The 26,487-nt window shown below is 72.2% G+C and carries 25 protein-coding genes and 2 pseudogenes; 21 read left to right on the forward strand and 6 right to left on the reverse strand.

The genetic code is table 11. From position 1 onward, the window contains the following. Positions 1-11: 11 nt before the first annotated feature. The 3 genes and pseudogenes from LZG04_RS43170 to LZG04_RS33560 all read left to right on the forward strand — a co-directional run. Positions 12-518, forward strand: a pseudogene (locus tag LZG04_RS43170) (OB-fold nucleic acid binding domain-containing protein); the annotation flags it as partial. A 1,014-nt stretch (positions 519-1,532) separates the two neighbouring features. Next, a pseudogene (locus LZG04_RS43175) lies at positions 1,533-3,233 on the forward strand (helicase-related protein); the annotation flags it as partial. Between the two features lie 23 nt (positions 3,234-3,256). Beyond that, positions 3,257-4,066 carry a hypothetical protein gene (locus tag LZG04_RS33560; RefSeq protein ID WP_233824737.1) on the forward strand — a complete coding sequence of 270 codons (810 nt, stop codon included), beginning with the start codon at positions 3,257-3,259 and terminating at the stop codon, positions 4,064-4,066. A 19-nt stretch (positions 4,067-4,085) separates the two neighbouring features. On the opposite strand, the gene LZG04_RS33565 is transcribed toward LZG04_RS33560, so the two are convergent. Then, positions 4,086-5,273: a hypothetical protein gene (locus LZG04_RS33565; RefSeq protein WP_233824739.1), complete on the reverse strand. Its 1,188-nt coding sequence runs from the start codon at positions 5,271-5,273 to the stop codon at positions 4,086-4,088. A gap of 402 nt (positions 5,274-5,675) precedes the next feature. Between LZG04_RS33565 and LZG04_RS33570 the strand changes: the two genes are divergently transcribed. The 11 genes from LZG04_RS33570 (at position 5,676) to mutM (ending at position 15,608) form a co-directional block, all read left to right on the forward strand. Further along, the gene (locus LZG04_RS33570) at positions 5,676-9,053 is read left to right on the forward strand and encodes a pyruvate carboxylase (RefSeq protein WP_233824741.1); all 3,378 of its coding nucleotides are present in this window, start codon (positions 5,676-5,678) and stop codon (positions 9,051-9,053) included. Between the two features lie 215 nt (positions 9,054-9,268). Next, positions 9,269-10,357 carry an MBL fold metallo-hydrolase gene (locus LZG04_RS33575; protein WP_233824743.1) on the forward strand — a complete coding sequence of 363 codons (1,089 nt, stop codon included), beginning with the start codon at positions 9,269-9,271 and terminating at the stop codon, positions 10,355-10,357. A gap of 4 nt (positions 10,358-10,361) precedes the next feature. Then, positions 10,362-10,928 carry a 16S rRNA (guanine(966)-N(2))-methyltransferase RsmD gene (gene rsmD, locus LZG04_RS33580; protein ID WP_233824745.1) on the forward strand — a complete coding sequence of 189 codons (567 nt, stop codon included), beginning with the start codon at positions 10,362-10,364 and terminating at the stop codon, positions 10,926-10,928. Positions 10,929-10,982: 54 nt separating this feature from the next. Continuing rightward, the gene (gene coaD, locus LZG04_RS33585) at positions 10,983-11,465 is read left to right on the forward strand and encodes a pantetheine-phosphate adenylyltransferase (protein WP_233824747.1); all 483 of its coding nucleotides are present in this window, start codon (positions 10,983-10,985) and stop codon (positions 11,463-11,465) included. 65 nt (positions 11,466-11,530) lie between these two features. After that, positions 11,531-11,959, forward strand: coding sequence for a ribonuclease domain-containing protein (locus LZG04_RS33590; RefSeq protein WP_233824750.1), 429 nt, complete (start codon positions 11,531-11,533; stop codon positions 11,957-11,959). An 87-nt stretch (positions 11,960-12,046) separates the two neighbouring features. Continuing rightward, positions 12,047-12,763: a DivIVA domain-containing protein gene (locus tag LZG04_RS33595; protein WP_233824752.1), complete on the forward strand. Its 717-nt coding sequence runs from the start codon at positions 12,047-12,049 to the stop codon at positions 12,761-12,763. Between the two features lie 105 nt (positions 12,764-12,868). Continuing rightward, positions 12,869-13,456: a DUF177 domain-containing protein gene (locus tag LZG04_RS33600; protein ID WP_233824754.1), complete on the forward strand. Its 588-nt coding sequence runs from the start codon at positions 12,869-12,871 to the stop codon at positions 13,454-13,456. Positions 13,457-13,458: 2 nt separating this feature from the next. Beyond that, on the forward strand, positions 13,459-13,641 hold the full coding sequence (gene rpmF / locus LZG04_RS33605; protein WP_033431492.1) for a 50S ribosomal protein L32: 183 nt from the start codon (positions 13,459-13,461) through the stop codon (positions 13,639-13,641). 30 nt (positions 13,642-13,671) lie between these two features. Then, entirely contained in the window at positions 13,672-14,496 is an 825-nt protein-coding gene (gene rnc, locus LZG04_RS33610; RefSeq protein ID WP_233824756.1) for a ribonuclease III, read from the forward strand. 7 nt (positions 14,497-14,503) lie between these two features. Next, positions 14,504-14,740, forward strand: a complete 237-nt coding sequence (locus LZG04_RS33615; protein WP_233824758.1) for a hypothetical protein — start codon at positions 14,504-14,506, stop codon at positions 14,738-14,740. Positions 14,741-14,750: 10 nt separating this feature from the next. Then, on the forward strand, positions 14,751-15,608 hold the full coding sequence (gene mutM / locus LZG04_RS33620; RefSeq protein ID WP_233824760.1) for a bifunctional DNA-formamidopyrimidine glycosylase/DNA-(apurinic or apyrimidinic site) lyase: 858 nt from the start codon (positions 14,751-14,753) through the stop codon (positions 15,606-15,608). Positions 15,609-15,611: 3 nt separating this feature from the next. On the opposite strand, the gene LZG04_RS33625 is transcribed toward mutM, so the two are convergent. Next, positions 15,612-16,046: a MarR family winged helix-turn-helix transcriptional regulator gene (locus LZG04_RS33625; RefSeq protein ID WP_233824762.1), complete on the reverse strand. Its 435-nt coding sequence runs from the start codon at positions 16,044-16,046 to the stop codon at positions 15,612-15,614. A gap of 256 nt (positions 16,047-16,302) precedes the next feature. Here LZG04_RS33625 and LZG04_RS33630 point away from each other — a divergent pair, with 256 nt between their 5' ends. Both LZG04_RS33630 and LZG04_RS42755 read left to right on the forward strand, forming a co-directional pair. Next, complete coding sequence (locus LZG04_RS33630) at positions 16,303-16,980, forward strand: response regulator (RefSeq protein ID WP_233824764.1); 678 nt, start codon at positions 16,303-16,305, stop codon at positions 16,978-16,980. Between the two features lie 9 nt (positions 16,981-16,989). After that, complete coding sequence (locus LZG04_RS42755) at positions 16,990-17,571, forward strand: TetR/AcrR family transcriptional regulator (protein ID WP_233824766.1); 582 nt, start codon at positions 16,990-16,992, stop codon at positions 17,569-17,571. 4 nt (positions 17,572-17,575) lie between these two features. Here LZG04_RS42755 and LZG04_RS33640 read toward each other — a convergent pair whose 3' ends face one another. Continuing rightward, positions 17,576-18,682: an NAD(P)/FAD-dependent oxidoreductase gene (locus LZG04_RS33640; protein WP_233824768.1), complete on the reverse strand. Its 1,107-nt coding sequence runs from the start codon at positions 18,680-18,682 to the stop codon at positions 17,576-17,578. Between the two features lie 71 nt (positions 18,683-18,753). On the opposite strand from LZG04_RS33640, the gene LZG04_RS33645 reads away from it, so the two are divergent. Then, complete coding sequence (locus LZG04_RS33645) at positions 18,754-19,284, forward strand: GNAT family N-acetyltransferase (RefSeq protein ID WP_233824770.1); 531 nt, start codon at positions 18,754-18,756, stop codon at positions 19,282-19,284. Here LZG04_RS33645 and LZG04_RS33650 read toward each other — a convergent pair whose 3' ends face one another. The 3 genes from LZG04_RS33650 to LZG04_RS33660 all read right to left on the reverse strand — a co-directional run bounded on the left by LZG04_RS33650 (position 19,285) and on the right by LZG04_RS33660 (position 21,110). Beyond that, a complete protein-coding gene (locus tag LZG04_RS33650; protein WP_233824772.1) occupies positions 19,285-19,749 on the reverse strand; it encodes a hypothetical protein in 465 nt (154 codons plus the stop codon). Positions 19,750-19,882: 133 nt separating this feature from the next. After that, positions 19,883-20,374, reverse strand: coding sequence for a hypothetical protein (locus LZG04_RS33655; RefSeq protein WP_233824774.1), 492 nt, complete (start codon positions 20,372-20,374; stop codon positions 19,883-19,885). Between the two features lie 31 nt (positions 20,375-20,405). Continuing rightward, complete coding sequence (locus LZG04_RS33660) at positions 20,406-21,110, reverse strand: CAP domain-containing protein (protein ID WP_233824776.1); 705 nt, start codon at positions 21,108-21,110, stop codon at positions 20,406-20,408. 64 nt (positions 21,111-21,174) lie between these two features. Here LZG04_RS33660 and LZG04_RS33665 point away from each other — a divergent pair, with 64 nt between their 5' ends. The 4 genes from LZG04_RS33665 to smc are packed head-to-tail and all read left to right on the forward strand — an operon-like array spanning position 21,175 to position 26,487. Further along, entirely contained in the window at positions 21,175-21,471 is a 297-nt protein-coding gene (locus LZG04_RS33665; protein ID WP_233824778.1) for an acylphosphatase, read from the forward strand. 33 nt (positions 21,472-21,504) lie between these two features. Then, positions 21,505-22,011: a sigma-70 family RNA polymerase sigma factor gene (locus LZG04_RS33670; RefSeq protein ID WP_233824780.1), complete on the forward strand. Its 507-nt coding sequence runs from the start codon at positions 21,505-21,507 to the stop codon at positions 22,009-22,011. After that, positions 22,008-22,664 carry an anti-sigma factor gene (locus LZG04_RS33675; protein ID WP_233824782.1) on the forward strand — a complete coding sequence of 219 codons (657 nt, stop codon included), beginning with the start codon at positions 22,008-22,010 and terminating at the stop codon, positions 22,662-22,664. Before LZG04_RS33670 ends, LZG04_RS33675 begins: the two co-directional genes overlap by 4 nt. 58 nt (positions 22,665-22,722) lie before the next feature. After that, positions 22,723-26,487, forward strand: a complete 3,765-nt coding sequence (gene smc / locus LZG04_RS33680) for a chromosome segregation protein SMC (RefSeq protein WP_233824784.1) — start codon at positions 22,723-22,725, stop codon at positions 26,485-26,487.

Raw genomic sequence — 26,487 nt, forward strand, 5'->3', positions numbered from 1 at the left:
AATAGGCCGCGATGACGACCTTCGACGAGAAGCTGGTGTCGGTGCTCGGCAAGAAGAGCGCCGACGCACTGGAGGCGGGCCTCGGCCTGACCACCGTCGGTGAGCTGCTGCGCCACTACCCGCGCCGCTACGACGAGCGCGGCAAGCTGACCGAGATCGCCGGGCTGGAGCTGGGCGAGCACGTCACCGTGCAGGCGCGGGTGAAGAGCGCGCGGCAGCGGCGGATGAAGTCGCGCAGCGGCGAGCTGCTGGAGGCCGTGATCACCGACGGCAGCAGCGACCTGCACCTGGTGTTCTTCGGGCGCGGCTCGCGCAAGGTCGAGCGGGAGCTGCTGCCCGGGCGCGAGGCGATGTTCGCGGGCAAGGTCGGCATGTTCAACGGCAAGCTCCAGCTCGCCCACCCCGACTACCAGGTGCTCGACGGCGAGGACGTCGCGGCGGCGGACTTCGCGGGCGCGTTGATCCCGGTCTACCCGGCGGCGCAGGGCATCCAGTCCTGGAACGTCTCCAACTGCGTCGAGCAGGTGCTCGCGGTGTGGGACGGCGTGGCGGAGGACCCGTTGCCGGAGTCGCTGCGCGCCGAGCGGGGCCTGATCGGGCTGGAGCGGGCGTTGCGCGACATCCACCGGCCGGACGGCTGGGCGGCGATCGCGGTGGCCCAGCAGCGGTTGAAGTGGGACGAGGCGATGGCGGTGCAGCTGACGCTGGCGCAGCGCCGCCGTTCGGCCACGGCCCGTCCCGCGCCCGCGTGCCCGCCCCGGCCCGGTCTCGTGCGCGACGCGTTCGACGCCCGGCTGCCGTTCGAGCTGACGGCGGGGCAGCGCGAGGTCGGCGACCAGATCGCCCGCGACCTGTCCGGCGAGCACCCGATGAACCGCCTGCTCCAGGGGGAGGTGGGCTCGGGCAAGGCGCAACCGCTCGACGCCAAGGTGCTGACCCCGACGGGGTTCCGGCTGATGGGCGAGATCCGGCCGGGTGACGAGGTCATCGCGGCCGACGGCGAGGTGACGGTGGTCACCGGCGTCTTCCCGCAGGGCGAGCGCGAGGTCTACCGGGTCGTCCTCTCCGACGGCACCGGCGTCGAATGCGACCTGGAGCACCTGTGGGCGGTCAACACGGATGTTCGGCGGGACCGCGACAACCCGCTGGAGGTGCTGACCCTCCGGGAGATCCGGGACGACCTGGTGACCGCCGACGGCGCGCCCAAGTGGCACCTCCCGACCGCTGCGGCCGCGGAACTCGACTGCCACGAAGACCGGCCGGTGGACCCGTACCTGTTGGGCCTGCTGCTCGGCGACGGCAGCCTGCTCGACGGGCGGGTCACGTTCACGAGCGCGGACCGGGAACTCGTCGACGGCCTCGCCGAAGCCCTGCCCGCCGGCTGCGAGTTGTGGAAGTCGCCGGCGAGCCGCCCGGACGACTGGTACGTCGTGGGCTGCGAGCGCGGGCGCAACCCGTTGCTCGCCGCCCTGCGCGAACTGGGCGTGCACGGCCACCGCTCGCACGCGAAGTTCGTGCCCGAGTCGTACCTCGTCGCGCCGGTGAAGGACCGGCACGCCCTCTTGCAGGGCCTGCTGGACACCGACGGGACCCCGGACCGCGCGCACGGGTCGAACGTGACCTTCGAGTCGGCTTCGGCGAGGCTCGCCGAACAGGTCGGATGGCTGGCGGAGTCCCTGGGCGGCACCGGTCGGGTCCGGCAGGTGACCAAGGGGGGGAACACTCACCACCAGGTCAGCCTGCGGCTGCCGATCGACTTCCCGCCGTTCCGGCTCGCGCGCAAAGCCGAGCTGGTGGCGAAGCGGACGGAGCACGCGGAACCGGTGCGTGCTATCCGCCGGGTCGAGCACGTGGGGCGCAAGCCGGTGCAGTGCATCTCCATCGCGCACCCCGACCAGCTCTACGTGACCGACCACTTCATCGTCACGCACAACACGATGGTCGCGTTGCGGGCGATGTTGCAGGTCGTGGACGCGGGGCGGCAGGCGGCGATGCTCGCGCCGACCGAGGTGCTGGCCGCGCAGCACGCGCGGTCGTTGCGGGAGCTGCTCGGCGACCTCGGGCAGGCGGGTGAGCTGGGCGGGGCCGAGCACGCCACGCGGGTGACGTTGCTGACCGGGTCGATGGGCACGGCGGCGCGCAAGCGGGCGCTGCTGGAGATCGTGTCCGGTGAGGCCGGGATCGTGGTCGGCACGCACGCGTTGATCCAGGACAAGGTGGAGTTCGCCGACCTGGGGCTGGTCGTGGTGGACGAGCAGCACCGGTTCGGCGTGGAGCAGCGGGCCGCGCTGAGCGGGCGCGCGGGCGGGTCGACGCCGCACGTGCTGGTGATGACGGCCACACCGATCCCGCGCACGGTGGCGATGACGGTGTACGGCGACCTGGAGGTGTCCGCGCTGCGCGAGCTGCCGCGCGGTCGTTCGCCGATCAGCACGTCCGTGGTGCCGGTGGCGTCGAAGCCGGGGTGGCTGGACCGGGCGTGGCAGCGGATCCACGAGGAGGTCGGCAAGGGCCACCAGGTGTACGTGGTGTGCCCGCGCATCGGCGACGGCGCGGCGGAGGACGACGCGGAGGCTCCCCCGAAGGAGGGGTCGGGCAAGGGCGACGGCTCGGACCGCAGGCCGCCCCTGGCCGTGGTGGACGTGGCGAACAAGCTGGCCGAGGGGCCGTTGCGCGGGCTGCGGATCGACATCCTGCACGGCAGGCTGGCCCCGGAGGACAAGGACGCCGTGATGCGGGCGTTCGCGGCGAACGAGGTGCAGGTGCTCGTCGCCACGACCGTCGTCGAGGTCGGCGTGAACGTGCCCAACGCCACCGTCATGGTGATCATGGACGCGGACCGGTTCGGCGTGAGCCAGTTGCACCAGCTGCGCGGTCGGGTCGGCCGGGGCAGCGCGCCGGGGCTGTGCCTGCTGGTGACCGAGATGCCCGACGGCACCTCCACGATGGAACGGCTGCGGGCCGTCGAGTCCACTTTGGATGGCTTCGAGCTGGCGCAGCTCGACCTGGAGCTGCGGCGCGAGGGCGACATCCTCGGCGCGGCCCAGTCCGGCAAGCGGTCGGGGCTGAAGATGCTGTCGCTGCTGCGCGACGAGGACGTGATCGCCGAGGCACGGGTGGTCGCGCAGCGGGTCGTGGAGGCGGACCCGGAGCTGACCGCGCACCCCGGGCTGGCCGGCTTGGTGGCGGGGCTGCTGGACGACGAGCGCGCGGAGTACCTGGAGAAGGCGTAGCGGCGGTCCGGTTACCCTGGCTCGTGCGCCGATTCCTGCTCGCCCTGGTTCCGCTGGTGCTCGTGGCCTGCACGGCCGCGCCCACCGGCGACCCGGCTCCCGCCACGTCCTCGCTGCCCAAGGGTGACCTGGCGGTGCTCGCCGAGCGCATCGAGCAGCGGCGGGCCGAGCTGGCGACGGCGACGTTCCACACCGAGGGGTTCGCCTCGGACGGGCAGGCCACCGAGGTGCGCAACGTCGTGGACGGCGTGGTGCGGCACGACGGCGGCGACGTGACCGGGTCGATGACGATGGACGTGTCGACCGGCGGGCAGCCGAAGAAGATCGCGTTGGTGGTCGTGCGCGACGGCACGTACGTGCAGGTCGAGGGCGCGCCGATGCCCGCGGGCAAGAAGTGGGGCTACTACCCGGCGGCGAGCGGCGGCGAGGTGGCGGCGCTGCTGCGCGGCTTCGGCCCGAGCGCGACGGTCGGCGCGGAGCTGGACTACGTGCAGCCGCGGGCGGCGTTGATCGTCGGCAAGGCGGCCGAGCAGGTGGACGGCGTGCCCGTGACGCGGTTCGACCTGGTCGTGGACGCGTTGAAGATGGCCAAGGTCATCGAGGACCAGGACATCCAGCTCCAGCACACCCAGTTGGCGCAGTACGGGGTGAAGATCGCGGCTTCGGTGTGGGTGGACGACACGAGCGCGCCCGTGCGGGCCGAGTACCGGTTCGAGCTGGACGGCAAGGTCGTGAAGCAGTCCACGACCCGGTTCCGCGGGTGGGGCGAGCCGGTCGAGATCGCCGTGCCCGACCAGGCGGAGGTCGTGCCGGCCGACCAGCTGCCCCAGTAGCCGCGGGGGCCGGGCCGGGTTATCTGGACTGCCTGCCCTTGGGGACCCGGAGTTGGGCGGTCGGCTGCTCGGACGGCTCGACGTCGTCGGGCTTGGCGGCCGGGGACTTGCTGGTCGAGGGCTTGGCGGTGGCCGGCTTGGTGGGCGCGGGCTTGGCGGGCGCGGGTTTGACGGTGGCCGGCTTGGTGGGCGCGTCGGCAGCCGAGTCCGGTTCGGTGGGTGCATCGGCACCCGAGTCCGCGGCGGCCTCGTCGTCCAGCGGCTTGAGGGTCGCCACGGCCCGTGACACCGCTTCCTGGGCGGCGGCGAACTGCTCGCTCAGCTCGCGGTGCACGCGGTGCAGTTCGCTCAGCTTCTCGTCGGCCGCCGTGGTGCGGCGGTCGGCGTGGGCGTCGGCCTCGGTGATGGTCTTCTCGGCCCGCGCGGTGGCCTCGCTGATCGTCTGCTCGGCCTTCGCCAGTGCCTCGGACTCCAGCTCGGCGACCTGCTTCTCGGTCTCCGCGCGCAGCTCGGCCGCCTCGGCGCGGGCGGCTTCGAGGAGCTTCGCGGCCTCGGCCTTGGCCTCGACGACGTGCACTTCGTGCTCCTTGCGGAGCTGGGTGCGCAGCCCGTCGTACTCCTTGTCGAGGTCGTCGTGGTAGCCCTTGTACTTCTGCTCCAGCTCCACCCGCTTGGCCTCGAGCTCGGCGGTCTTCGCCTCGAACTCCGCGGTCAGCTTCTCGCGGTCGGCGCGGGTCTCGGCCATCAACGCCTCGTGCTCGGCGGTCAGCTTGGCGCGCAGCTCCTCGTGCGAGCGCTCCAGCTCGGTGCGCCGCTCCTCGTGCTGACGCTCCAGCTCCGCGGTCCGCTGCTGGTGGGCCGCGTCCAACTGCCGACGCCGGTCCTCCAGCTCGGCCATCGCCCGCTGGTGCGCCGCCTTGCCCTCGGCCGCCGCCCGGTCGGCCTCGGCGCGGGTGGCGTTCGCCTGGTCCAGCGCCGCCTTGCGGATGTCGGCGATCTCCTCCTCGGCCAACGTCATCATCACGCGCACGCGCTCGGTGACGTTGGACGCGCTGGCCGGGCTGGTGGCCAGCTTGCTCAGCTGGGACTTGACCTTGTCGAGCTCGGCGCGGGTGGAACCGAGCAGCTTGCCCAGCTCCGCGACCTGGGCCGACGCCGCGTCGCGGGCCCGGTTCGCGTTCTTGAGGTCGAACTCGAGTCGTGTCACCCGCTCGTTCACCTGGCGCTGGTTGTACCCGCGCAGTACGACGTCGAAATGGGTGCGGGCAGCAGGCTGCCCAGTCCCTTCAGCCCCGGCCATGGGCCAACCCTACCGAGAAGTCGACCGGCGCAGTCACTCGATGCAGCGAACGCACCGTGACCGGCCGATGATCGACGGTACGGGGATCATCGCGGCCGGGGGCTGCGCGAGACCGGTTCACAAGGGAGAATCCGAGGGCGTGATCCCAGGTCGCGCTCGCCTTGACCGGATGAGTGAACGATCACGATGACGTCCGTCACGTGAGATGGAACTCCCGAGGGGCGGGAAGCGCACGGTAGCGTGCCTTGATTCCTCGAGTCCCGACCCCGCAGGGGCGGGACTCGCCGAGTAACCGGGAGGGAACGCCGCATGTTCCGCAAGGTTCTTGTCGCCAACCGCGGCGAGATCGCGATCCGGGCCTTTCGCGCTGCCTATGAACTGGGCGCCGGCACGGTTGCCGTCTTCCCCCATGAGGACCGCAACTCCCTGCACCGGCTGAAGGCCGACGAGTCGTACGAGATCGGTGAGCCCGGCCACCCGGTCCGGGCCTACCTGTCGGTCGAGGAGATCATCAAGGCGGCCCGCAAAGCGGGCGCCGACGCGGTCTACCCCGGCTACGGCTTCCTGTCGGAGAACCCCGAGCTGGCCAGGGCGTGCGCGGAGGCGGGCATCACGTTCGTCGGCCCGCCCTCGGACGTGCTCGAGCTGACCGGCAACAAGGCCCGCGCCATCGCCGCGGCCCGCGAAGCCGGTCTCCCGGTGCTCAAGTCGAGCGAGCCGTCCAGCGACATCGACGCGCTCGTGCGCGCGGCCGAGGACATCACGTTCCCGGTGTTCGTGAAGGCCGTCGCGGGCGGCGGCGGTCGTGGCATGCGGCGCGTCGAGGACCCGGCCGCGCTGAGGGAGTCCCTGGAAGCCGCGTCCCGCGAGGCGGAGTCGGCGTTCGGCGACCCCACGGTGTTCCTGGAGCAGGCCGTCGTCGAGCCGCGGCACATCGAGGTGCAGATCCTCGCCGACGGCGAGGGCAACGTGATGCACCTGTTCGAGCGCGACTGCTCGGTGCAGCGACGCCACCAGAAGGTCATCGAGATCGCGCCCGCGCCGAACCTCTCGCCCGAGCTGCGGGACCGGATCTGCAACGACGCGGTGAAGTTCGCCCGGCACATCGGCTACCGCAACGCCGGCACCGTCGAGTTCCTGCTCGACCCGAACGGCAACTACGTCTTCATCGAGATGAACCCCCGCATCCAGGTCGAGCACACGGTCACCGAAGAGGTCACCGACGTGGACCTGGTGCAGTCGCAGATGCGCATCGCCAGCGGCGAGAACCTCGACGACCTCGGCCTGAGCCAGGAGACCGTGCAGTTGCGCGGCGCGGCCCTCCAGTGCCGCATCACCACCGAGGACCCCGCCAACGGCTTCCGCCCCGACACCGGCATGATCAGCGCCTACCGCTCGCCGGGCGGCTCGGGCATCCGGTTGGACGGCGGCACGACGGGCGCGGGCACGGTCATCGGCGCGCACTTCGACTCGATGCTGGTCAAGCTGACGTGCCGGGGTCGGACGTTCTCCGCGGCGGTGGCCCGGGCGCGGCGCGCGGTGGCGGAGTTCCGGATCCGGGGCGTGTCGACGAACATCCCGTTCATCCAGGCGGTGCTCGACGACCCGGACTTCTACGAGGGCCGCGTCACGACGTCGTTCATCGAGAAGCGCCCGCACCTGCTCACCGCGCGGCACTCGGCCGACCGCGGCACGCGCATGCTCACCTACCTGGCCGACGTGACGGTCAACAAGCCGAACGGCCCGCGTCCGTCCGTGGTGGACCCGAAGGTCAAGCTGCCGGTGGTCGACCTCAACGCCGAGCCGCCCGCCGGGTCGAAGCAGAAGCTGGTCGAGCTGGGCCCGGAGGGCTTCGCCCGCTGGCTGCGCGAGAGCAAGGCGCTGGCCGTCACGGACACCACGTTCCGCGACGCGCACCAGTCGTTGCTGGCCACGCGCGTGCGGACGAAGGACCTGCTCGCGGTCGCGCCGCACGTGGCGCGGATGACGCCCCAGCTGCTGTCGCTGGAGGCGTGGGGCGGCGCGACCTACGACGTGGCGCTGCGGTTCCTGGCCGAAGACCCGTGGGAGCGGCTCGCGGCGCTGCGCGAAGCGGTGCCCAACATCACGTTGCAGATGCTGCTGCGCGGCCGGAACACGGTCGGTTACACGCCGTACCCCGAGGCCGTGACCAGCGCGTTCGTCGAAGAGGCGACCAAGACCGGGATCGACATCTTCCGGATCTTCGACGCGCTCAACGATGTCGAGCAGATGCGGCCGGCGATCGAGGCGGTGCGCGAGACCGGCACGGCGGTGGCCGAGGTGTGCCTGTGCTACACCGCCGACCTGTCGAACCCGGACGAGCGGCTCTACACGCTGGACTACTACCTGAAGCTCGCCGAGCAGATCGTCGGCGCGGGCGCGCACGTGCTGGCCATCAAGGACATGGCCGGCCTGCTGCGGCCGCCGGCGGCGGCACGGCTGGTGACGGCGTTGCGCAAGGAGTTCGACCTGCCCGTGCACCTGCACACGCACGACACGGCGGGCGGGCAGTTGGCGACCTACCTGGCCGCCATCCAGTCCGGCGTGGACGCGGTGGACGGCGCGGTGGCGTCCATGGCGGGCACCACGTCCCAGCCGCCGCTGTCGGCGATCGTGGCGGCGACGGACTACACGGAGCACGCCACCGGGCTGGACCTGCGGGCGGTGTGCGACCTGGAGCCGTACTGGGAGTCGGTGCGCAAGGTGTACGCGCCGTTCGAGTCCGGCATCCCCGGGCCCACGGGTCGGGTGTACTCGCACGAGATCCCCGGCGGGCAGCTGTCCAACCTGCGCACGCAGGCGGTCGCGCTCGGCCTCGGGCAGAAGTTCGAGGAGATCGAGGCCATGTACGCGGCGGCCGACCGGATGCTCGGTCGGCTGGTGAAGGTGACGCCGTCGTCCAAGGTGGTCGGCGACCTCGCGCTGCACCTGGTCGGCGCGGGGGTCAAGCCCGAGGAGTTCGAGGCCGACCCCGGTCGGTTCGACATCCCGGCCTCGGTGATCGGGTTCCTGCACGGCGAGCTGGGCGACCCGCCCGGCGGGTGGCCGGAGCCGTTCCGCAGCAAGGCGTTGCAGGGGCGGGCCGCGCCCAAGGGCGTGGCGGAGCTGACCGACGACGACGTGAAGGGGCTGGAGCTCGACCGGCGCAACACGTTGAACCGGCTGCTGTTCCCGGCTCCCACGAAGGAGTTCCTGGCGCACCGCGAGGCGTACGGCGACACCAGCGTGCTGGGCAGCAAGGACTTCTTCTACGGGCTCAAGCCGGGGGAGGAGTACCAGGTCGACCTGGAGCCCGGTGTGCGGTTGCTGATCGGGTTGGAGGCCATCGGTGAGGCCGACGAGCGCGGCATCCGCACCGTGATGGCGACGTTGAACGGGCAGTTGCGGCCGATCCAGGTGCGGGACCGGTCGATCGCGGCCGAGGTGCCCGTGGCGGAGAAGGCGGACCGGGGCAACCCCGGCCACGTCGCCGCGCCGTTCGCCGGGGTCGTCACGCCCAACGTGGCGGAGGACGACGTGGTCGAGGTCGGGCAGACGATCGCGACCATCGAGGCGATGAAGATGGAGGCCGCGATCACGGCTCCCAAGGCCGGGCGGGTGAAGCGGTTGGCCGTGCGCGGGGTGCAGCAGGTCGAGGGTGGCGATCTGTTGATCGTGTTGGAGTGATGGTGAGGGGTTGGGGGTGGGTGGTTCCGCTCACCCCCGGCCCGATTCGACATGGGGCCCGTACGGGCACTCCCGGCCTGCCTGAAGCACCCGAACCCATGTCAAATCGAGCCTCGGTGGGGTGGCGGCGGGATTTGCGGAAGGCGCGGTCGGGGTGAGTGGTGGGCCACACGTGGTGGGGGAACCCCCGCGTTGCGGATGGCGTTGGTGGTGGCATGAAGAAGGTTGCCGCTGCATTGCTCGCGCTCACGGCTGGTGCTGTCGCCTGGGCGGCGCGTGACGTGCCGCTCGCGTTGGGTGGCAGGCCGGACGGTGAGCGGGTGCGGCGGTCGCCGCGGTACCGGGACGGGAAGTTCCACAACTCGGCGCGGACGCGGACGATGCCCGACGGGGCCGCCGGGACGGTGCGGGAGATGTTCTTCGGCGGGCAGCAGCGGCGGCCGGTGGGTGAGGTGCCGTTGGTGCCGCCGGTGGCCGGGTCGGCCGACGGGTTGCACATCACCTGGTACGGGCACGCGTCGACGTTGGTGGAGATCGACGGGGCGCGGGTGCTGGTCGACCCGGTGTGGAGCGACCGGTGCTCACCGTCCCCTGTGGTCGGTCCGCGGCGGTTGCACCCGGTGCCGCACGCGTTGCACGACGTGGGGCGGGTGGACGCGGTGGTGATCTCGCACGACCACTACGACCACCTCGACCTGCCCACGGTCCGGGCGTTGACGCGGGACACCGAAGCGGTGTTCGTGGTTCCGCTCGGGATCGGGGCGCACCTGCGCAGGTGGTGGGTGCCCGAAGAGCGGATCGTGGAGCTCGACTGGGACGAGTCGCACGAGGTGGCCGGCGTCACGTTGGTGGCCACCGAGGCGCAGCACTTCTCCGGGCGGGGGTTCCAGCGGGACACCACGTTGTGGGCGTCGTGGGTCTTGAAGGGGCCGCGGCACCGGGTCTACTACAGCGGTGACACCGGTTACTTCGACGGCTACGAGCGGATCGGCCAGGAGCACGGGCCGTTCGACGCCTCGCTGATCCAGATCGGGGCCTACGGGCCGGGGTGGCCGGACATCCACATGACGCCGGAGGAGGGCGTGGCGGCGCACCGGGACGTGCGGGGCGGGCTGTTGATCCCCGTGCACTGGGCGACCTTCAACCTCGCGTTCCACGACTGGTCCGAGCCGGTCGACCGGGTGTGGCGGGAGGCCAAGGCGCACGGGGTGGCGCTGGCCGTGCCGCGGCCCGGCGAGCGGGTCGACGTGGCGCGGCCCCCGGAGGTCGACGGGTGGTGGCAGGCGCTGTCGGTGGGACGATGACCCCGTGACCAGGATTGTCGCGGGTGTGGCGGGTGGGCGCCGGTTGCAGGTGCCGCCCAAGGTCACCCGGCCCACGTCCGACCGCGTGCGCGAGGCGTTGTTCAGCTCGCTGGAGAACGTGATCGACCTCGACGGCGCGGTGGTGCTCGACCTGTACGCGGGGTCGGGTGCGCTGGGGTTCGAGGCGTTGTCGCGGGGCGCGGTCCGGGCCACTTTCGTGGAGGCGGACAAGCGGGCTGCCGAAGTCTTGAAGAGCAACGCCAAGGTGGTCGCCCTGCCCGGTGCGACGGTGCTCAACCGCACCGCGGAGTCGGTGGTGGGCGGTGCGGCCGAAGCGGCGTGCGACGTCGTGTTCGCCGATCCGCCCTACGCGGTGACCGCCGAGCAGCTCGACCGGGTGCTCTCGTCGCTGGTCACGAACGGTTGGACGAAACCGGGGTCGTTGATCGTGGTGGAACGCGACGCGCGCAGCGCCGAACCGGTGTGGCCAACCGGTGTGGAATCCTTGCGCAGCAAGCGATATGGCGACACCAAGCTGCACTGGGCAGAACACGTTGACGCCTCTGGGTGATGCCGACCACGCACCTGAGTGGATGCGTCCGATCGGGTGCTACCGTCCGAAACCATGACGCGTGCCGTGTGCCCCGGCTCCTACGACCCGGCCACCAACGGACACCTGGACATCATCGGCAGAGCGGCGAAGCTCTTCGACGAGGTCGTCGTCGCCGTGCTCATCAACAAGAACAAGAAGACCTTGTTCTCGGTCGAGGAGCGCACGGAGATGCTGCGCGAGGTCACCGCCCAGTGGCCGAACGTCCGCGTCGACTCCTGGCACGGCCTGCTGGTCGACTACTGCCGCGAGAATGACATCAAGGCCATCGTCAAGGGCCTGCGGGCGGTCAGCGACTACGACTACGAGCTGCAGATGGCGCAGATGAACCACCAGCTCTCCGGCGTCGACACGCTGTTCATGCCGACCAACCCCATTTACAGCTTCCTGGCCAGCTCCCTGGTCAAGGACGTGGCCACCTACGGCGGCGACGTGACCAGCCTGCTGCCGCCCTCGATCAAGGACCGGCTCGCGGCCCGGCTCGCTGAGGGTCGCTGACCGGTCACGGATCGTTAACTCGAGCACCGCTTGCTCGTCGCTCGGTGTGGTTAGCGTTCACCGGCATGAGCGAGATCACATCGCGCACCGCGAAGGTGCTGCTGTCCCTGCTCCTGGTCCTCGCGGGCACGTTCACGACCTCCGCCCAGGCGGTCGCGGTCGAGTCGGTCGCGGTCGCGCAGGCGGCCTGCGGCGACACGTCCGGCTTCCGGTCCGTGGCGCTGTCGGGCCTGCCGAGCCAGGCGACGGACACCGTGCGGCTCGTCCAGCGGGGCGGTCCGTACCCGTACCCGCAGGACAACCAGACCTTCTACAACCGCGAGGGCGTCCTGCCGGCCTGCCCGACCGGCTACTACCGGGAGTACACGGTCAAGACGCCGGGCATCTCCACCCGCGGCGCGCGGCGGATCGTGACCGGCAACGCCACCCCGAAGCTGTACTTCTACACGGCCGACCACTACGCGACCTTCGTCCTGGTGGACATCACCCGTTAGCCGGACACGCCCTGCCGATCTCCCGGCGGCGACGAGATCGGCAGGGCACACTAGGACGGGTACTGCTGTGGGCGCGAGGAGTGTGACGTGTACCGGGTGTTCGAGGCCCTCGACGAGCTGGTCACGATCGTCGAGGAAGCGCGTGGCGTGCCGATGACCTCCGGGTGCGTCGTGCCGCGCGGCGACGTGCTCGAACTCCTCGACGACGTGCGCGACGCCATCCCCGCGGAGCTGGACGACGCGCAGGACGTGCTCGACCACCGCGACGAGCTGGTCGGCAAGGCGCAGCACGAGGCGGACCAGGCGCTGAGCAAGGCGCGCTCGGACGCCGAGCGGATGGTCGCCGAGGCGCAGCACGAGGCCGAGCGGATGCTGTCCGAGGCGCGCGCGCGTGCCGAGCGGATGGTCGCCGAGGCCGAGGACCAGGCGCAGCGCACCGTCGCCGCGGGCCGCCAGGAGTACGAGGACCTGGTGGGCCGGGCGCACGCCGAGGCCGACCGGATGGTCCAGGCGGGGCGGGCGAACTACGAGCGCGCGATCGAGGAGGGCCGGGCGGAGCAGGCGCGCCTGGTCGACGGCACCGAGGTGGTGCAGGCCGCGCACGCCGAGGCGGCGCGCGTGCTGGACGCGGCGCAGACGGAGGCCATCCGGCTGCGCAGCGAGTGCGACGCGTACGTGGACGGCAAGCTGGCCGACTTCGAGGACCTGCTCGCGCACACCCTGCGCAGCGTCGGCAAGGGTCGCTCGCACCTGCGCGGCCCGGCCGTCGCCAGCGCGGCGGCACCGTTCGACTATCACGAGTAACCCGACCGGACGAGGCTTCGACCAGCCGATTTCACTCCGACGCCCGTTGTCCCGTACCCTTGACCGGCTGGTCGTGGTAAGTCCCCGACGGCAACACCAAACATCATGTCTGAGCATCGTCACGCCTCCGCGCGTCCCACAGCGACCGGGCCCTGGGTCATCGACACCAGGGACCTCGGGCGTCGTGCGGGCTCCAGCCGCGGGTTGCGCAGGACGGTGCCCGCGGAGGGCCTCGGCCTGCAGGGCGTGATCGCGGTACCGGCGGGGGGCGAGGTCGAACTCGACCTCCTGCTGGAGTCGGTGGTCGAAGGCGTGCTCGTGACGGGCACGGCCGCGACGGTGGTCGAGGGCGAGTGCTCGCGCTGCCTGGAACCGCTGTCCGCCCAGGTCGAGGTGGAGCTGACCGAGCTGTACGCGTACCCGGACAGCACCACCGACGAGACCACCGACGAGGACGAGGTCAGCCGTCTGCACGACGACCTGATCGACCTCGAACCCGTGGTGCGCGACGCCATCGTGCTCGCGCTGCCACAGGTGCCGCTGTGCTCGCCGGACTGCCTCGGGCTGTGCGTCGACTGCGGCGGCAAGCTGGCTGACCTCGGCCCCGACCACGGGCATGAGACGATTGACCCCCGTTGGGCCGCTCTGCGAGAGCGGATCGACGGGAATCGTGACAATCCAGAGGAGAACTAGTCGTGGCCGTCCCGAAGCGGAAGATGTCGCGCTCGAACACGCGCTCGCGCCGCGCTCAGTGGAAGACCGCTGCCGTGCACCTGGTGGCCTGCCAGAACCGGGCGTGCCGCCAGCCGAAGCCGCAGCACGTCGCCTGCCCGGCCTGCGGCCAGTACGACGGCCGCCAGGTCGTCCAGCCGGCCTGATCACCCCTCTGGCGAAGGTAGCGGCGAATCGTGGGGGGTAGGTCGTCGCGCGGTCGGTCCGCCGACCGCGCCCCGTTGCTCGAAGCGCTCGGCGTCCCGTTGGACGCCGAGCTGCTGACGCTCGCGCTCACACACCGGTCGTACGCGTACGAGAACGGCGGCCTGCCGCCGAACGAGCGGCTGGAGTTCCTGGGCGACGCGGTGCTCGGCCTGGTCGTCACCGACCACCTGTACCGCACGCACCCGGAGCTGCCCGAGGGGCAGCTCGCGAAGCTGCGCGCGAGCGTGGTGAACATGCACGCCCTGGCGGGCGTGGCCCGGGGCCTCGGCGACGACGGGCTCGGCGGGCACCTGCTGCTCGGTCGCGGCGAGGAGCTGACCGGGGGCAGGGACAAGGCGAGCATCCTCGCCGACGGCCTGGAGGCCGTCATCGGCGCGGTCTACCTGCAGTTCGGCATCGACACCGCGCGTCAACTCGTTCACCACCTGTTCGACCCGTTGTTGGCGGAAGCGCCACTTCGAGGTGCTGGACTGGACTGGAAGACGAGTCTCCAGGAGCTGACCGCGTCCGCGGGGCTGGGCGTCCCCGAGTACCGGGTGGACGACCAGGGCCCGGACCACCGCAAGGAGTTCACCGCCACGGTGCTCGTCGGTGGCCAGGCCCACGGCACCGGCGACGGGCGCACGAAGAAGGAAGCCGAGCAGAAGGCGGCCGAGGCCGCCTACCGCGTGCTGCACGAACGGGTCCGCGCCGAGCAGGAGACCGGCGCGTCCGGGAACGGCCACGCACCCGGCTCGGCGTCGCAGGCATCACCTCAGGCTTCACCTCAGGCTGCACCTACTCAGGAAGACTGACGCCGAAATGTATGCCACGAACGTCCGGACGAACCGGCGCGCGCGCCACACGCGCCCTTCCCGCCCGCTGAACGCCAGCCGCAACGGCGGCATCCAGGGCCTGGTACTCGTGCGCGACACCGCCCAGGCGGGCGGCTGGATGCTCAAGCCGACCAAGCCGCAGGCCGCCGCCTACGAGATGCTCGAAGAGCTGGAGCAGGCCGAGGCCGCCGCGGCTGCCGCCGAGCGCGACACCGAGGACTGACCGCCCGCCCGTGCCCGAGCTGCCCGAGGTAGAGGTCGTCCGCCGAGGTCTGCACGAGCACGTCGCGGGCAGGACCGTCGACGCGGTCGAAGTCCTGCACCCCCGTGCGATCCGCCGACACCTCGCCGGTGCGGCGGATTTCGCGCTGCGCCTGACCGGTCAGCGACTCGATGCCGCGCGCCGTCGCGGCAAGTACCTGTGGGTCGACCTGTCGGGCGGTGACGCCATGCTCGCGCACCTCGGCATGTCCGGGCAGATGCTGGTCCAGCCGGTCGGCGCGCCGGACGAGAAGCACCTGCGGGTGCGGCTGCGGTTCACCGACGGCGGCCCTGAGCTGCGCTTCGTGGACCAGCGCACGTTCGGCGGGTTGGCGTTGGCGGACCTCGTCGAGGTCGACGGGACCCGCCTGCCGCGACAAGTGGCGCACATCGCGCGCGACCCGATGGACCCGGCGTTCGACCCGGTCGCGGCGGTCGCGGCGCTGCGCGGGCGGCGGACCGAGGTCAAGCGCGCCCTGCTCGACCAGACGCTGGTCTCCGGGGTGGGCAACATCTACGCCGACGAGGCGCTGTGGCGGGCGCGGCTGCACGGGCTGCGGCCCGCGGACAAGCTGACCAGGGCCAAGGCCGCCGAGCTGCTCGCGCACGCCACCCAGGTGATGTACGAGGCGCTGGGCGAAGGCGGCACGTCGTTCGACGCGCTCTACGTCAACGTGAACGGCCAGTCCGGCTACTTCGACCGGTCCCTGGCCGTTTACGGGCGGGAGGACGAGCCGTGCCGGCGCTGCGGGACCGCGATCCGGCGCGAGCCGTTCATGAACCGCTCGTCCTATTCCTGCCCGCGTTGCCAACCCCGGCCTCGGGGCTGACGGTCACCGCGCCGGATCGGCGAGCCTGCGCAGCAGCGGTGTGACCGATCTGAGCGCGTCGCGTTCCTCCGGTTCGAGCCGGGAAATCCGTTCGGACAGCAACTCCGCCTCGCCGTGCGCGAGCGACAGGATGGTGTCGCGCCCGAGACCGGTCAGCTCGACGATGGTGGCCCTCCCGTCGGCCGGATCGGATTCGCGGCGCACCAGGCCCGCGGATTCCAGACCCGTCACCACCGTGGTCGCCGTGGGCTGCGAGCACAGGGCCCGCACCGCGATCTCGCCGATCCGCATGGGCCCCTGCGACGCGAGTTCCGCGAGCACCAGCAGTTGCGTGGGCTGCAAGCGCCGGACGGACGCGGACTGGCGCAGGCTGCGGATCAGCCGGTGCACGGCGACCACGAGTTGTAACGCGTCCTGATTAGTCACACTGGTGGTCATCAGACCTCCTCGTGGCTCACCGTGAGTGAGCAAGTGTCCGAATTCGGACAGGACATTCGCACTTTCGTAGTACGGCTGTCCAGAGAACGGTTTCATTCGCACCCGGATGTACTCACCCTTTCCGCACCGATGCGGAGAAGGAAGCGTCAAAACGGCATAAAGGGTGAACGCGGTTCGCATCAAGGCGTCGTCAGGAAGTTCGCCGAACGTAGTCGGGCACGGTGGCCGCACGCCGCGGCGGGCGTAGTGTCTGAGCGTGACAAAGGTGCTGGTGGTCGATGACGAGCCGCAGATCGTGCGGGCGTTGCGGATCAACCTGTCGGCCCGCGGCTACTCGGTCCTGACCGCCCACGACGGCACGGCGGCGCTCAGGGCGGCGGCCGAGGGCAAGCCGGACGTGGTGGTGCTCGACCTCGGGTTGCCGGACGTGGACGGCACCGAGGTGATCGCGGGCCTGCGCGGGTGGACGACCGTGCCGATCATCGTGCTGTCCGCGCGGGTCGACTCGGCCGACAAGGTGCAGGCGCTGGACGCGGGCGCGGACGACTACGTCACCAAGCCGTTCGGGATGGACGAGCTGCTGGCCAGGCTGCGGGCGGCGGTGCGGCGCTCGGCGGTGGCGGAGGGTGAGGACGCGGTCGTGGAGACGGCGTCGTTCACCGTGGACCTGGCGGCGAAGAAGGTCCGTCGGGACGGCGTCGAGGTGCACCTGACGCCCACCGAGTGGGGCTTGTTGGAGATCCTGGCCCGCAACCGGGGCAGGCTGGTGGCGCAGAAGCAGCTGTTGCAGGAGGTGTGGGGTCCGGCGTACGCGAAGGAGACCCACTACCTGCGCGTCTACCTGGCCCAGCTGCGGCGCAAGCTGGAGCCCGAGCCGTCGCACCCGCGGCACCTGGTGACGGAGCCGGGTATGGGCTACCGGTTCGAGCCGTAGGGGTCACCGGTGGCGACCTCGCCCCGGCGGCCGCACCACCCCGGCGACCTGCGTGCCGCCCTGGTCAACGCCGCCCGTTCGCTCGTCGTCGCGGGGGACGCCGAAGGGCTCACCCCGCGGAAGGCCGCTGCGGTGGCCGGTGTCTCGCCCGCCGCGGCCCTCCGGCACTTCGCGGACGAGGCCGAACTGGTGGCGGCGGTGGTGGTGCAGGGGTTCGACGACCTGCGCGCCGCGGTCGAGGCGGCCTCGGGCGGGCTGCACGGCGTCGGCCGGGCGTACGTGGCGTTCGCGGTGGCCAACCCGTCGCTGTACCGGCTGATGTCCGACGGCGAGGCGGTGCGCCGTGACGCGCACCCGGAGCTGTCGGCGGCCGAGCGGCGGGTGCACGCCGTCCTGTCGTCCGCCATCGTCGCGACGGGGGTGTCCGGCGAGCAGGCCGCGCACGACGTGGCGGACGTGACCGTCCTCGTGGTCTGCGCCCTGCACGGCCTGTGCTCGCTGCTGCTCGCCGGACAGCTGCCCGTCGACCGGGCCGACGACCTCGCGCGCACGGTGACGGCGCTGGTGGCCGGGGGCCCGGCGATCCGGTGACCGCTCACCCCGCCGACATGGTGGGGTGGCTCTGGAACATCAGCGCGCTGCGCACCACGAGTTCCTTGGTCAGCGCCGCCAGCCGACCGGTGAGCACGCGCTCCTTCGGGGTGTCGTCGCCGTCCACGAACTGGATCAACCCGTCGCGACGACCGAGGCTGATGCACCGGATGCGGTACTGGAACTCCAGCCGGTCGGCCGGCTCGTCGCCGCCGAGCCGCTTGGCCAGCGCGCGCACGGCCTGCTGCGAGGTGGGCAGACCGGTGGCGCACGCCATGCGCAGCTCGAGGCCGTCGTGGCGCTTCATCGCGGCCGCGTCGCCGATGGCCTGCACTTCCGGGTGCGAGACCGACGTCAACGTCTGGTCGACCAGCACCCGGCCGCGGCCGTCCACCGCCAACCCGGCCCGCGCGGCCAGGTCCGGCACGGCGAAACCGGCCGTCCAGACCACGGTGTCGGCCGCGACCAGCTCACCGCCGTCGAGCACCAGGCCGTCGGCGCGGACCTCCGCGACGTGCGCGTGGTCGCGCACCCGGACGCCGAGCCGGTCGAACGCCTTGCGCAGGTGCCGCGCGCCCTTGTCCGACAGCGCCTGCCCGAACCCGCCCGCGGTGACCAGGACCACGTCCAGGTCCGGGCGCGCCTCGGCCAGTTCGGCGGCGGCCTCGATGCCCGTCAACCCACCGCCCATCACGGCGACCGTGCGCGCGGTCTCGAGCGCCACGGCCAGCTTCTCGGCGTCCTCCCGGGTCGCGACGGCGTGGGCGTGCTCGGCCGCGCCCGGGACGCCGGTCAGGTCCGCGTGGCTGCCCACGGCGTAGATCAGCCGGTCGTAGGCCAGCGCGCCACCGGTGAGCTGCACCTTGCGGGCGTCCAGGTCGATGTCGGTCACCCGGTCCACCACCAGCTCGACGCCGGTGCCCTTGAGCAGGTCGGCGAGCGGGACGTCACGCATCCGCTGCCCGGTCACGAGCTGGTGCAGCCGGACCCGCTCCACGAACCGGTCCCGCGCGTTTACCAGCGTGACCCGCGAGCCGGTCCACTTGGCCGCCAGCTTGGCCGCGGCCAGACCCGCGTAACCCGCACCCACCACCACGATGTGCTCTGCCATGTTCCCGTCCTTTCTCGTTCGTGGAAGGAGCGAGACCGGGGCCTTCGGTGTGACGGCATAAGGTGTGAACCGTGTCACTTGTTTCCGTGCTGCACACCTGGCAGGTGCCCGAGGCGACGCTCACCGCGGCCCGCGAGCTGCTGGACGAGGCGTTCGACGGCGATTTCGGCGACGAGGACTGGGAGCACAGCCTGGGCGGCGTGCATGCCCTGGTCTGGGACGGCGACGAGCTGATCGGCCACGGCGCGGTCGTCCAGCGTCGGTTGCTGCACGACGGTCGCGCGCTGCGGGCCGGGTACGTCGAAGGTGTCGCGGTGCGGGCGGACCGACGCCGCCAGGGGGTCGGCGGTGCCGTGATGGCGGCTCTGGAGGACGTCGTGCGCGGCGCGTACCCCCTCGGCGCTCTTAGCGCGTCGGAGGACGCGCTGGCGTTCTACGCGGCGCGCGGGTGGCAGCGGTGGCGCGGCCGGACGTTCGCGCTGACGCCCGCCGGGGTCGAGCGCACCGAGGAGGAGGACGACGGGGTCTTCGTCCTGCCGGTCGTGCCGCTGGACCTGGCGGGCGACCTCACGTGCGACTGGCGTGACGGCGACGTCTGGTAGCTACGGGGTGTCGCCGCCGTCCTTCGTCGTCGGCGTGGTGGTCGGGGTGGCCGAGGACGTGGAGGACGAGGACGACGGCGTCGGGCTGAACGACGTCGGCGGGTTGCTCGGCGAGTGGTGGGTGGCGGGCACCGGCTCGGGCGTCGTCTCCGCGACCGACTCGGGGGTCGCGGCCGACCGCTCGTCCGGCTTGGAGCCCGGCTCCTGGCGCGGCTGCTGACCCGGCCGCTTCGACACCGTGACGACCACCGTGGCCGTGCTCGCACCCGGCGCGTCGACCACCGGCACGTCCGCGGTCGCCCGCGTCTCGGCCAGCGGCTCGGGCGGCGGCGCGGACGTGGACCCGCCGCCGGCCAGCACCGACGCGAGCGTGGCGATCACGGTGGCGACGACAGCGCCGCCCGCGGCGAGCAGCACGACCGAGGACAGCTTCTTCTTCGACGCGGGACGATCTTCCTCGAACACACCATCTCCCAGTGGGGGATCAGGACGGATGGTCAGTGCTCGGGTTATCGGCCGATCATGGCGCGCGCCTCATCGTTGGGCCGGTCCACCACCCGATGGTGTGGAGGACCGTCACCCCGGGCCGACGGTCTCGTTACTGGCCCGTCCCGCTGGCCGTCGTGGTGGTCGGGGCGGTGGTGGTGGACGACGAGGTCGTGGTCGGCTCGGTGTCCTTCGTCGTGGTGACGACGGGGGACGTGGTGGTCGTCGTCGGCTGGGGTTGCGGCTGCGGGTCGTCGACCACCGAGGTCGTGGTGGTGCCGTCCGGCCTGGTCACCGTGGTCACGCGGGTGCGGCGCGACGTCGTGGTGGTGGTCGTGGTGGTGGTCTCGGTCGTCGTGGTGGTCGACTCGGCGGTGGTCGTGAGGCTGACCGAGGACGACGAGGTGCGCGGGAGCGTGGTCAGGGTGTTGCGGGAGACGACGTCCTCGCGCGGGACCTGGTTGCCGGGTGAGGCGTCCGGGGTCGCGCCCGCCAGGGAGGCGATGGTGGCGAAGATCGTCGACACGGCGACACCGGACGCGGCCAGCAGCACGTGGGGCGACACGCGCCGGCGGGAGCGCTCGGGCTCCGGGGTCTCGTACAACGGTTCTCCCAAGGTGTGTCGGACGTCTTCTCTACCAGCCGAAGTTCTGGGTCCAGTACCAGCCGCGGGTGTCCAGACCCACGCCGATGGTGGTGAACCCGCAGTTCAGGATGTTGCGGCGGTGCCCGTCGGAGTTCATCCAGGCCTTCATGACCTGCTCGGCGGAGCGCTGGCCCATGGCGATGTTCTCCCCGCCGGGGCTGGGGTAGCCCGCGGTGCGCATGCGCTGCGCGAAGTCCACGCCCTCGGGCGTGGTGTGCGAGAAGTAGTCGCGCCGCGCCATGTCGGTGCTGTGGCCCTGCGCGGCCTTGACCACCCGCTCGTCCACCGCCAGCGGCTTGCAGCCGGCGAGGTCGCGGGCCTCGTTGACCAGGGCGACGACCTGCTGCGCCTGCGGCACGTCGGCGGGCGTGGTCGTCGTGGTGGGCTCCGGGGACGGCTCGGACGTCGTGGTCGTCGTCTCCGTCGTCGTGGTCGTCTCGGTCGTGGTGGTGGTCGTCGCCGCGGTGGTGGTCCCGGTGGACGGCGGCGGCGCGGTGGTGGTCGGCAGCAGCACGGGTTCGCGGTCCTGCGCGGGCTCGCCCACGCCGCCCACCCCGCCGACGCCGGTGTTGTCGGAACCGCCGCGCTGTGCTGCGCTTTCCCCGACGAACGGGGCGAGCTGGTCCGGGTTGGCGACGGCGACGCCGGTCGCACCGGCCGCGCCGAGGAGCAGGCCGACGAGTGCGCCGATCACGGATCGGTTACCACGCCGTGCTGTCACGGTCGCGCACCGTACCACTATCGGGTGAAATGACAGGATGGCTCTTGTGGCTGGAGTAGAGCGGACCGTGCGCCTGACCGCCTGGGTGCGGGGTCACGTGCAGGGCGTCGGGTTTCGGTGGTGGACCCGCGCCAGGGCGCTTGAGCTGGGACTTGTCGGGTCGGCGTCCAACCTGCGTGACGGGCGGGTCGAAGTGAACGCCGAAGGCCCGGAAGCCGCGTGCCGTGATCTGCTGACCGCGTTGCGTTCCGGTGACACCCCCGGTCGGGTGGACTCGATCGTGGAGCGCTGGTCGGAGGCCCGCGGCGGCCTCACCGGTTTCGTGGAGCGTTGAACGCCGAGGGGCGCGGTGGCGTAGTACTTCGATGTGGACCGTGGCGAAGATGTCGTCAGGCAGCTGTACGGCCGTTGGCGCGGCCCGCTGCACGGCTACGTCCTGCGCCTGGTCGGGGGTGACCACCAGCAGGCGGAGGACGTCGTCCAGGAGACCTTGCTGCGGGCCTGGCGGCACGTCGACGAGCTGACCCCCGCGGACGCGGGGCCCTGGCTCTACACGGTGGCCCGGAACCTGGTCATCTCCGGTTTCCGCAAGCGCGGCGGCCGCCGCTGCGAGGTGCCGATCGAACCGGGTGACCTGCCCCCGGTCGCGGACGAGGTCGACCACGTCCTGCGGAGCTGGCAGGTGGCGGAGGCGTTGCGCGCGCTGAGCGCCGACCACCGCAACGTGGTGGTCGAGCTGTACTACCGGCGGCGTTCGGTGGCGGAGGCGGCCGCGGTGCTGGGCATCCCGACCGGCACGGTCAAGTCGCGCTGCTTCTACGCCCTGCGGGCGTTGCGCGACGCGTTGGAGGAGCGGGGGGTGACCGAGTCGTGAGCTGTGCGCGGACCGTCGCCCTCGGCGCGTACCTGCTCGGTTCGCTCGACCCGGCGGAGCGGTCGTCGTTCGAGCGGCACCTGCCGGGGTGCGCCGCCTGCCGGCGGGAGATGGTGCGGCTGGCCCCGCTGCCGGGGCTGCTGGGGCAGATGCGGCTGTCGGACCTGGAGCTGCCGTTCGAGGATCCCGCGCCCGACCCCGACCTGCGGCCGTTGCCGCCCGAACCCGAACCCGAACCCGAACCGGTGCCGGAACCCGCGCCGACCCGTCGGCGGCGGTGGCCGGTGCTGGTCGGCGCGGCCGCCCTGGCCGTGCTCGTGGCGCTGGGTGTGGCGTTCGTGCCGCGCCTGGTCGGCGACGACGCCGTGACCTGGCACGCCGCCGACGCCTCGTCCGGGGTGGTGGCCAGCGCGGACCTGGTCCGCAAGTCGTGGGGCACCGAGCTGTGGGTGAGCACCGAGAACATGCCCAAGGGCGCGCGGTGCAAGCTGATCGTCCACGACCGGGACGGGCGGACGGAGATCGGCGGCTGGTGGGGCACCGACCACGCGGACGACGAGCGCATCCCCGGCTCCACGTCGTTCCCGGTGGAGCGGATCGAACGGCTCGACATCGTGGTCGACATGACGGTCCTGGTCTCGGTGCGACCGTGATCGCGCTGGTCAGCGTGCCGACGACTCGTCGAGGGCCCGCACGGGTACTCTGCCCCGCGTGCACCTCAAGAGCCTGACGCTGAAGGGCTTCAAGTCCTTCGCCTCGGCTACCACGCTGCGCTTCGAGCCCGGCATCACGTGCGTCGTCGGTCCGAACGGGTCCGGCAAGTCGAACGTGCTCGACGCGCTGCGCTGGGTGATGGGCACGCAGGGCGCGAAGGACCTGCGCGGCGGCAAGATGGAGGACGTCATCTTCGCCGGCACGTCCGGCCGCGCGCCGCTCGGCCGCGCCGAGGTGACGCTGACCATCGACAACTCCGACGGCGCGCTGCCGATCGACTACGTCGAGGTGTCGATCACCCGCCGGATGTTCCGCGAGGGCGCGACCGAGTACGAGATCAACGGCAACTCGTGCCGGTTGATGGACATCCAGGAGCTGCTCAGCGACTCCGGCATCGGCCGCGAGATGCACGTGATCGTCGGCCAGGGCCAGCTCGCCGCGATCCTGGAGTCCAAGCCCGAGGAGCGGCGCGCGTTCGTCGAGGAGGCCGCCGGCGTCCTCAAGCACCGCAAGCGCAAGGAGAAGGCGCTGCGGAAGCTGGAGGCGATGCAGGCGAACCTGACCCGCCTCACCGACCTCACCGCCGAGCTGCGCCGCCAGCTCAAGCCGCTGGGCAAGCAGGCCGAGATCGCCCGGCGCGCGCAGGTCGTGCAGTCGGAGCTGCGTGACGCCAGGATGCGCCTGCTGGCCGACGACCTGGTCACGCAGCGCGAGGCGTTGGCGCGCGAGGAGCAGGACGAGGCCGCCGCCCGCGCCCGCCGCGCCGAGGTGGAGAAGTCGCTGCAACAAGCCCAGTTGCAGCAGAACGAGCTGGAGGACCAGGTCGCGGCGGACGCGCCGAAGCTCCAGCAGGCCCAGGACACCTGGTACCGGCTCTCCGCGCTGGAGGAGCGCCTGCGCGGCACGGTGCGCCTGGCCGTGGAACGGGAGCGGCACCTGTCGGCGGCGGTGGACGCGCCGCGCGGTGGGCGCGACCCGGACGAGCTGGAGGCCGAGGCCGAGCAGACCGCGATCCTGGAGCAGGAGCTCCAGGACGGCGTGACCGAGGCCCGGGTGGGCCTGGCGGAGGCCGTGGAGACGCGGGCCGAGCTGGAGCGCATGGTGTCCGCGGCGGAGAAGGCGCACCTGGCCGCGGTGCGGGCGATCGCCGACCGGCGCGAGGGCCTGGCCCGGCTGTCCGGGCAGGTGGAGGCGCTGCGGTCGAAGACGAGCGCGACCGCCGAGGAGATCGAGCGGATGTCGACCGCGCTGGCCGAGGCGGTCGAGCGGTCGGAGGTCGCGCAGCAGGAGCTGGCCGAGGCCCGTGAGGTGACCGGGACCGAGGACGAGGACGACGTCGGGCTGGACGAGCGGCACCGGCTGGCCGTCGAGGCCGACGACGCCGCGCGCCGCCGGGTCGAGGAGCTGGTCAAGGCCGAGCGGACGGCCGAACGCGACATCGCGTCGTGGAAGGCGCGGGTGGACGCGCTGTCGTTGGGCCTGACCCGCAAGGACGGCGCGGGCGCGTTGCTGGCGTCCCGGCTGCCGGGGCTGCTGGGGTCGGTGGCGGCGCTGCTGACCGTGGAGCCGGGTGCGGAGGTCGCGCTGGCGGCGGCGCTGGGCCCGATCGCGGACGCCGTCGCGGTGGCGTCGGGCGCGGACGCGGTGGCCGCGTTGGAGCTGTTGAAGGAGCAGGACACCGGGCGGGCCGGCGTGCTGGTGGGCGGCGCGCCGGTGAGCGTCGACCGGTCCGGGTGGCCGTCGTTGCCGCCGGACGCGCGGTGGGCCGTGGACCTGGTGCAGGCCCCCGAGCCGCTGCGGCCCGCGTTGCACCGGGCGTTGGACAAGGTCGTCGTGGTGGACGCGCTGGCCACCGCGCGGGCGTTGGTGGACGAGCACCCGTCGGTGCGGGCGGTGACGCGGGACGGCGACGTGCTGGGCGCGGACTGGGCGGTCGGCGGGTCGGGGCGCAGCCAGAGCGTCATCGAGGTGCAGGCCGCGGTGGACGAGGCGTCGGAGAAGCTGGCGCTGGCCGAACGCGCGCTGGAGCAGTCCACGGCCGCCCTGGAGGGCGCGCGGGCCGAGCAGCAGGCGCGTCGGGCCGAGGTCGCGGCGGTGAAGGAGCAGCTCAACGAGGCCAAGGTGCGGCGCGCCCGGTCCTCGGAGCGGCTGAACCGGCTGGCCGCGGCCGTGCGCTCGGCCGAGGCCGAGGTGGAGCGCGTGCGGGCGCAGCGGGAGAAGGTCGAGGCGGCCCGCGAGGAGAACCTGCTCAAGCTCGGCGAGCTGGAAGAACGGCTGCTGGTGGCGCAGGAGCAGCCGCTGGACGACGAGCCGGACACCGCGCACCGCGACGAGATGGCCGCCGAGCTGGCCGCCGCCCGGCAGGGCGAGGTGGACGCCCGGCTGGCGCTGCGGACCGCCGAGGAGCGGGCCCGCGCGTTGCAGGGCAAGGCCGAAGGGCTGCGGCGGGCGGCGCGGGCCGAGCGCGAGGCACGGGAACGCGCTCAACGCGCGCACGCGGCCCGTGCGCGCGGCGCGGTCGTGGCGAAGGCCGTGGTGCGCGGCGGCGAGGTCGCGCTGGAGAAGATCGCCACGTCGCTGGCGCGGGCGGCCCGGGAGCGCGACGCGGCGCAGGAGCGCAAGGCGCAGCGCGAGACCTACCTGGCCCAGGTGCGCAACCTCGTCCGCGAGATGTCGGTCGAGCTGGAGAAGCTGACCGACGCCGTGCACCGCGACGAGGTGCTGCGGGCCGAGCAGCGGATGCGCATCGAGCAGTTGGAGACCAAGGTCGCCGAGGAGTTCGGCATCGGCCTGGAGGACCTGGTCGCCGAGTACGGCCCGGACGTGTTCATCCCGCCGTCGCCGCAGGAGGTCGCCGAGTACGAGGCGGCGAAGGAGCGCGGCGAGATGGTGACCGCGCCGCAGCCCATGCCGTACGACCGCGACACGCAGGCGCGGCGGGCGAAGCGGGCCGAGCGGGACCTGTCGCTGCTGGGCAAGGTCAACCCGCTGGCTCTGGAGGAGTTCGCGGCGCTGGAGGAGCGGTACAAGTTCCTGTCCAACCAGCTGGAGGACATCAAGGCGACCCGGCGCGACCTGCTGACCGTGGTCAAGGAGGTCGACGACAAGATCCTGGAGGTCTTCACGTCGGCCTACGAGGACGTGGCGCGCGAGTTCGAGGTCGTGTTCAAGGTGCTGTTCCCCGGCGGCGAGGGACGGCTGGTGCTGACCGAGCCGGACGACATGCTGACCACCGGCATCGAGCTGGAGGCCCGGCCGCCGGGCAAGAAGGTCAAGCGGCTGTCGCTGCTGTCCGGTGGCGAGAAGTCGCTGGCGGCGGTGGCGATGCTGGTCGCGATCTTCCGCGCCCGCCCCTCGCCGTTCTACGTGATGGACGAGGTCGAGGCGGCGTTGGACGACACCAACCTGCACCGGCTGATCGGCCTGTTCGAGCAGTTGCGGGAGCACTCGCAGCTGCTGATCATCACGCACCAGAAGCCGACGATGGAGATCGCGGACGCGCTGTACGGCGTGTCGATGCGGGGTGACGGCATCAGCCAGGTGATCTCGCAGCGCCTGCGCGGCGAGGACAAGCCGAAGCGCGCCAAGGCTGCTCGGGAGTCCCCGCCGGACTCGGAAGCCGCCGCCCCGGTCGCGTCCGCGGCCGAGCGTGAGTCCGCCGCTGCTCCGGCTGGGTCCGAAGCCGGGACGGGGTCCGAAGCGGCACCGGTCGTGCCCGACGGCTCGTCGGAGCCCGAGGTCGAACCGGACCCGTCCGCCTAG

Source organism: Saccharothrix sp. S26 (assembly GCF_021390395.1).
GTDB lineage: Bacteria > Actinomycetota > Actinomycetes > Mycobacteriales > Pseudonocardiaceae > Actinosynnema.

Excerpts from the sequence above, each read along its gene's own strand:
- LZG04_RS33570 (WP_233824741.1), top strand. The coding sequence starts at position 5,676 with ATGTTCCGCAAGGTTCTTGTCGCCAACCGCGGCGAGATCGCGATCCGG.
- LZG04_RS33575 (WP_233824743.1), top strand. The coding sequence starts at position 9,269 with ATGAAGAAGGTTGCCGCTGCATTGCTCGCGCTCACGGCTGGTGCTGTC.
- coaD (WP_233824747.1), top strand. The coding sequence starts at position 10,983 with ATGACGCGTGCCGTGTGCCCCGGCTCCTACGACCCGGCCACCAACGGA.
- LZG04_RS33590 (WP_233824750.1), top strand. The coding sequence starts at position 11,531 with ATGAGCGAGATCACATCGCGCACCGCGAAGGTGCTGCTGTCCCTGCTC.
- LZG04_RS33600 (WP_233824754.1), top strand. The coding sequence starts at position 12,869 with ATGTCTGAGCATCGTCACGCCTCCGCGCGTCCCACAGCGACCGGGCCC.
- LZG04_RS33615 (WP_233824758.1), top strand. The coding sequence starts at position 14,504 with ATGTATGCCACGAACGTCCGGACGAACCGGCGCGCGCGCCACACGCGC.
- LZG04_RS33625 (WP_233824762.1), bottom strand. The coding sequence starts at position 16,046 with ATGACCACCAGTGTGACTAATCAGGACGCGTTACAACTCGTGGTCGCC.
- LZG04_RS33640 (WP_233824768.1), bottom strand. The coding sequence starts at position 18,682 with ATGGCAGAGCACATCGTGGTGGTGGGTGCGGGTTACGCGGGTCTGGCC.
- LZG04_RS33665 (WP_233824778.1), top strand. The coding sequence starts at position 21,175 with ATGGCTCTTGTGGCTGGAGTAGAGCGGACCGTGCGCCTGACCGCCTGG.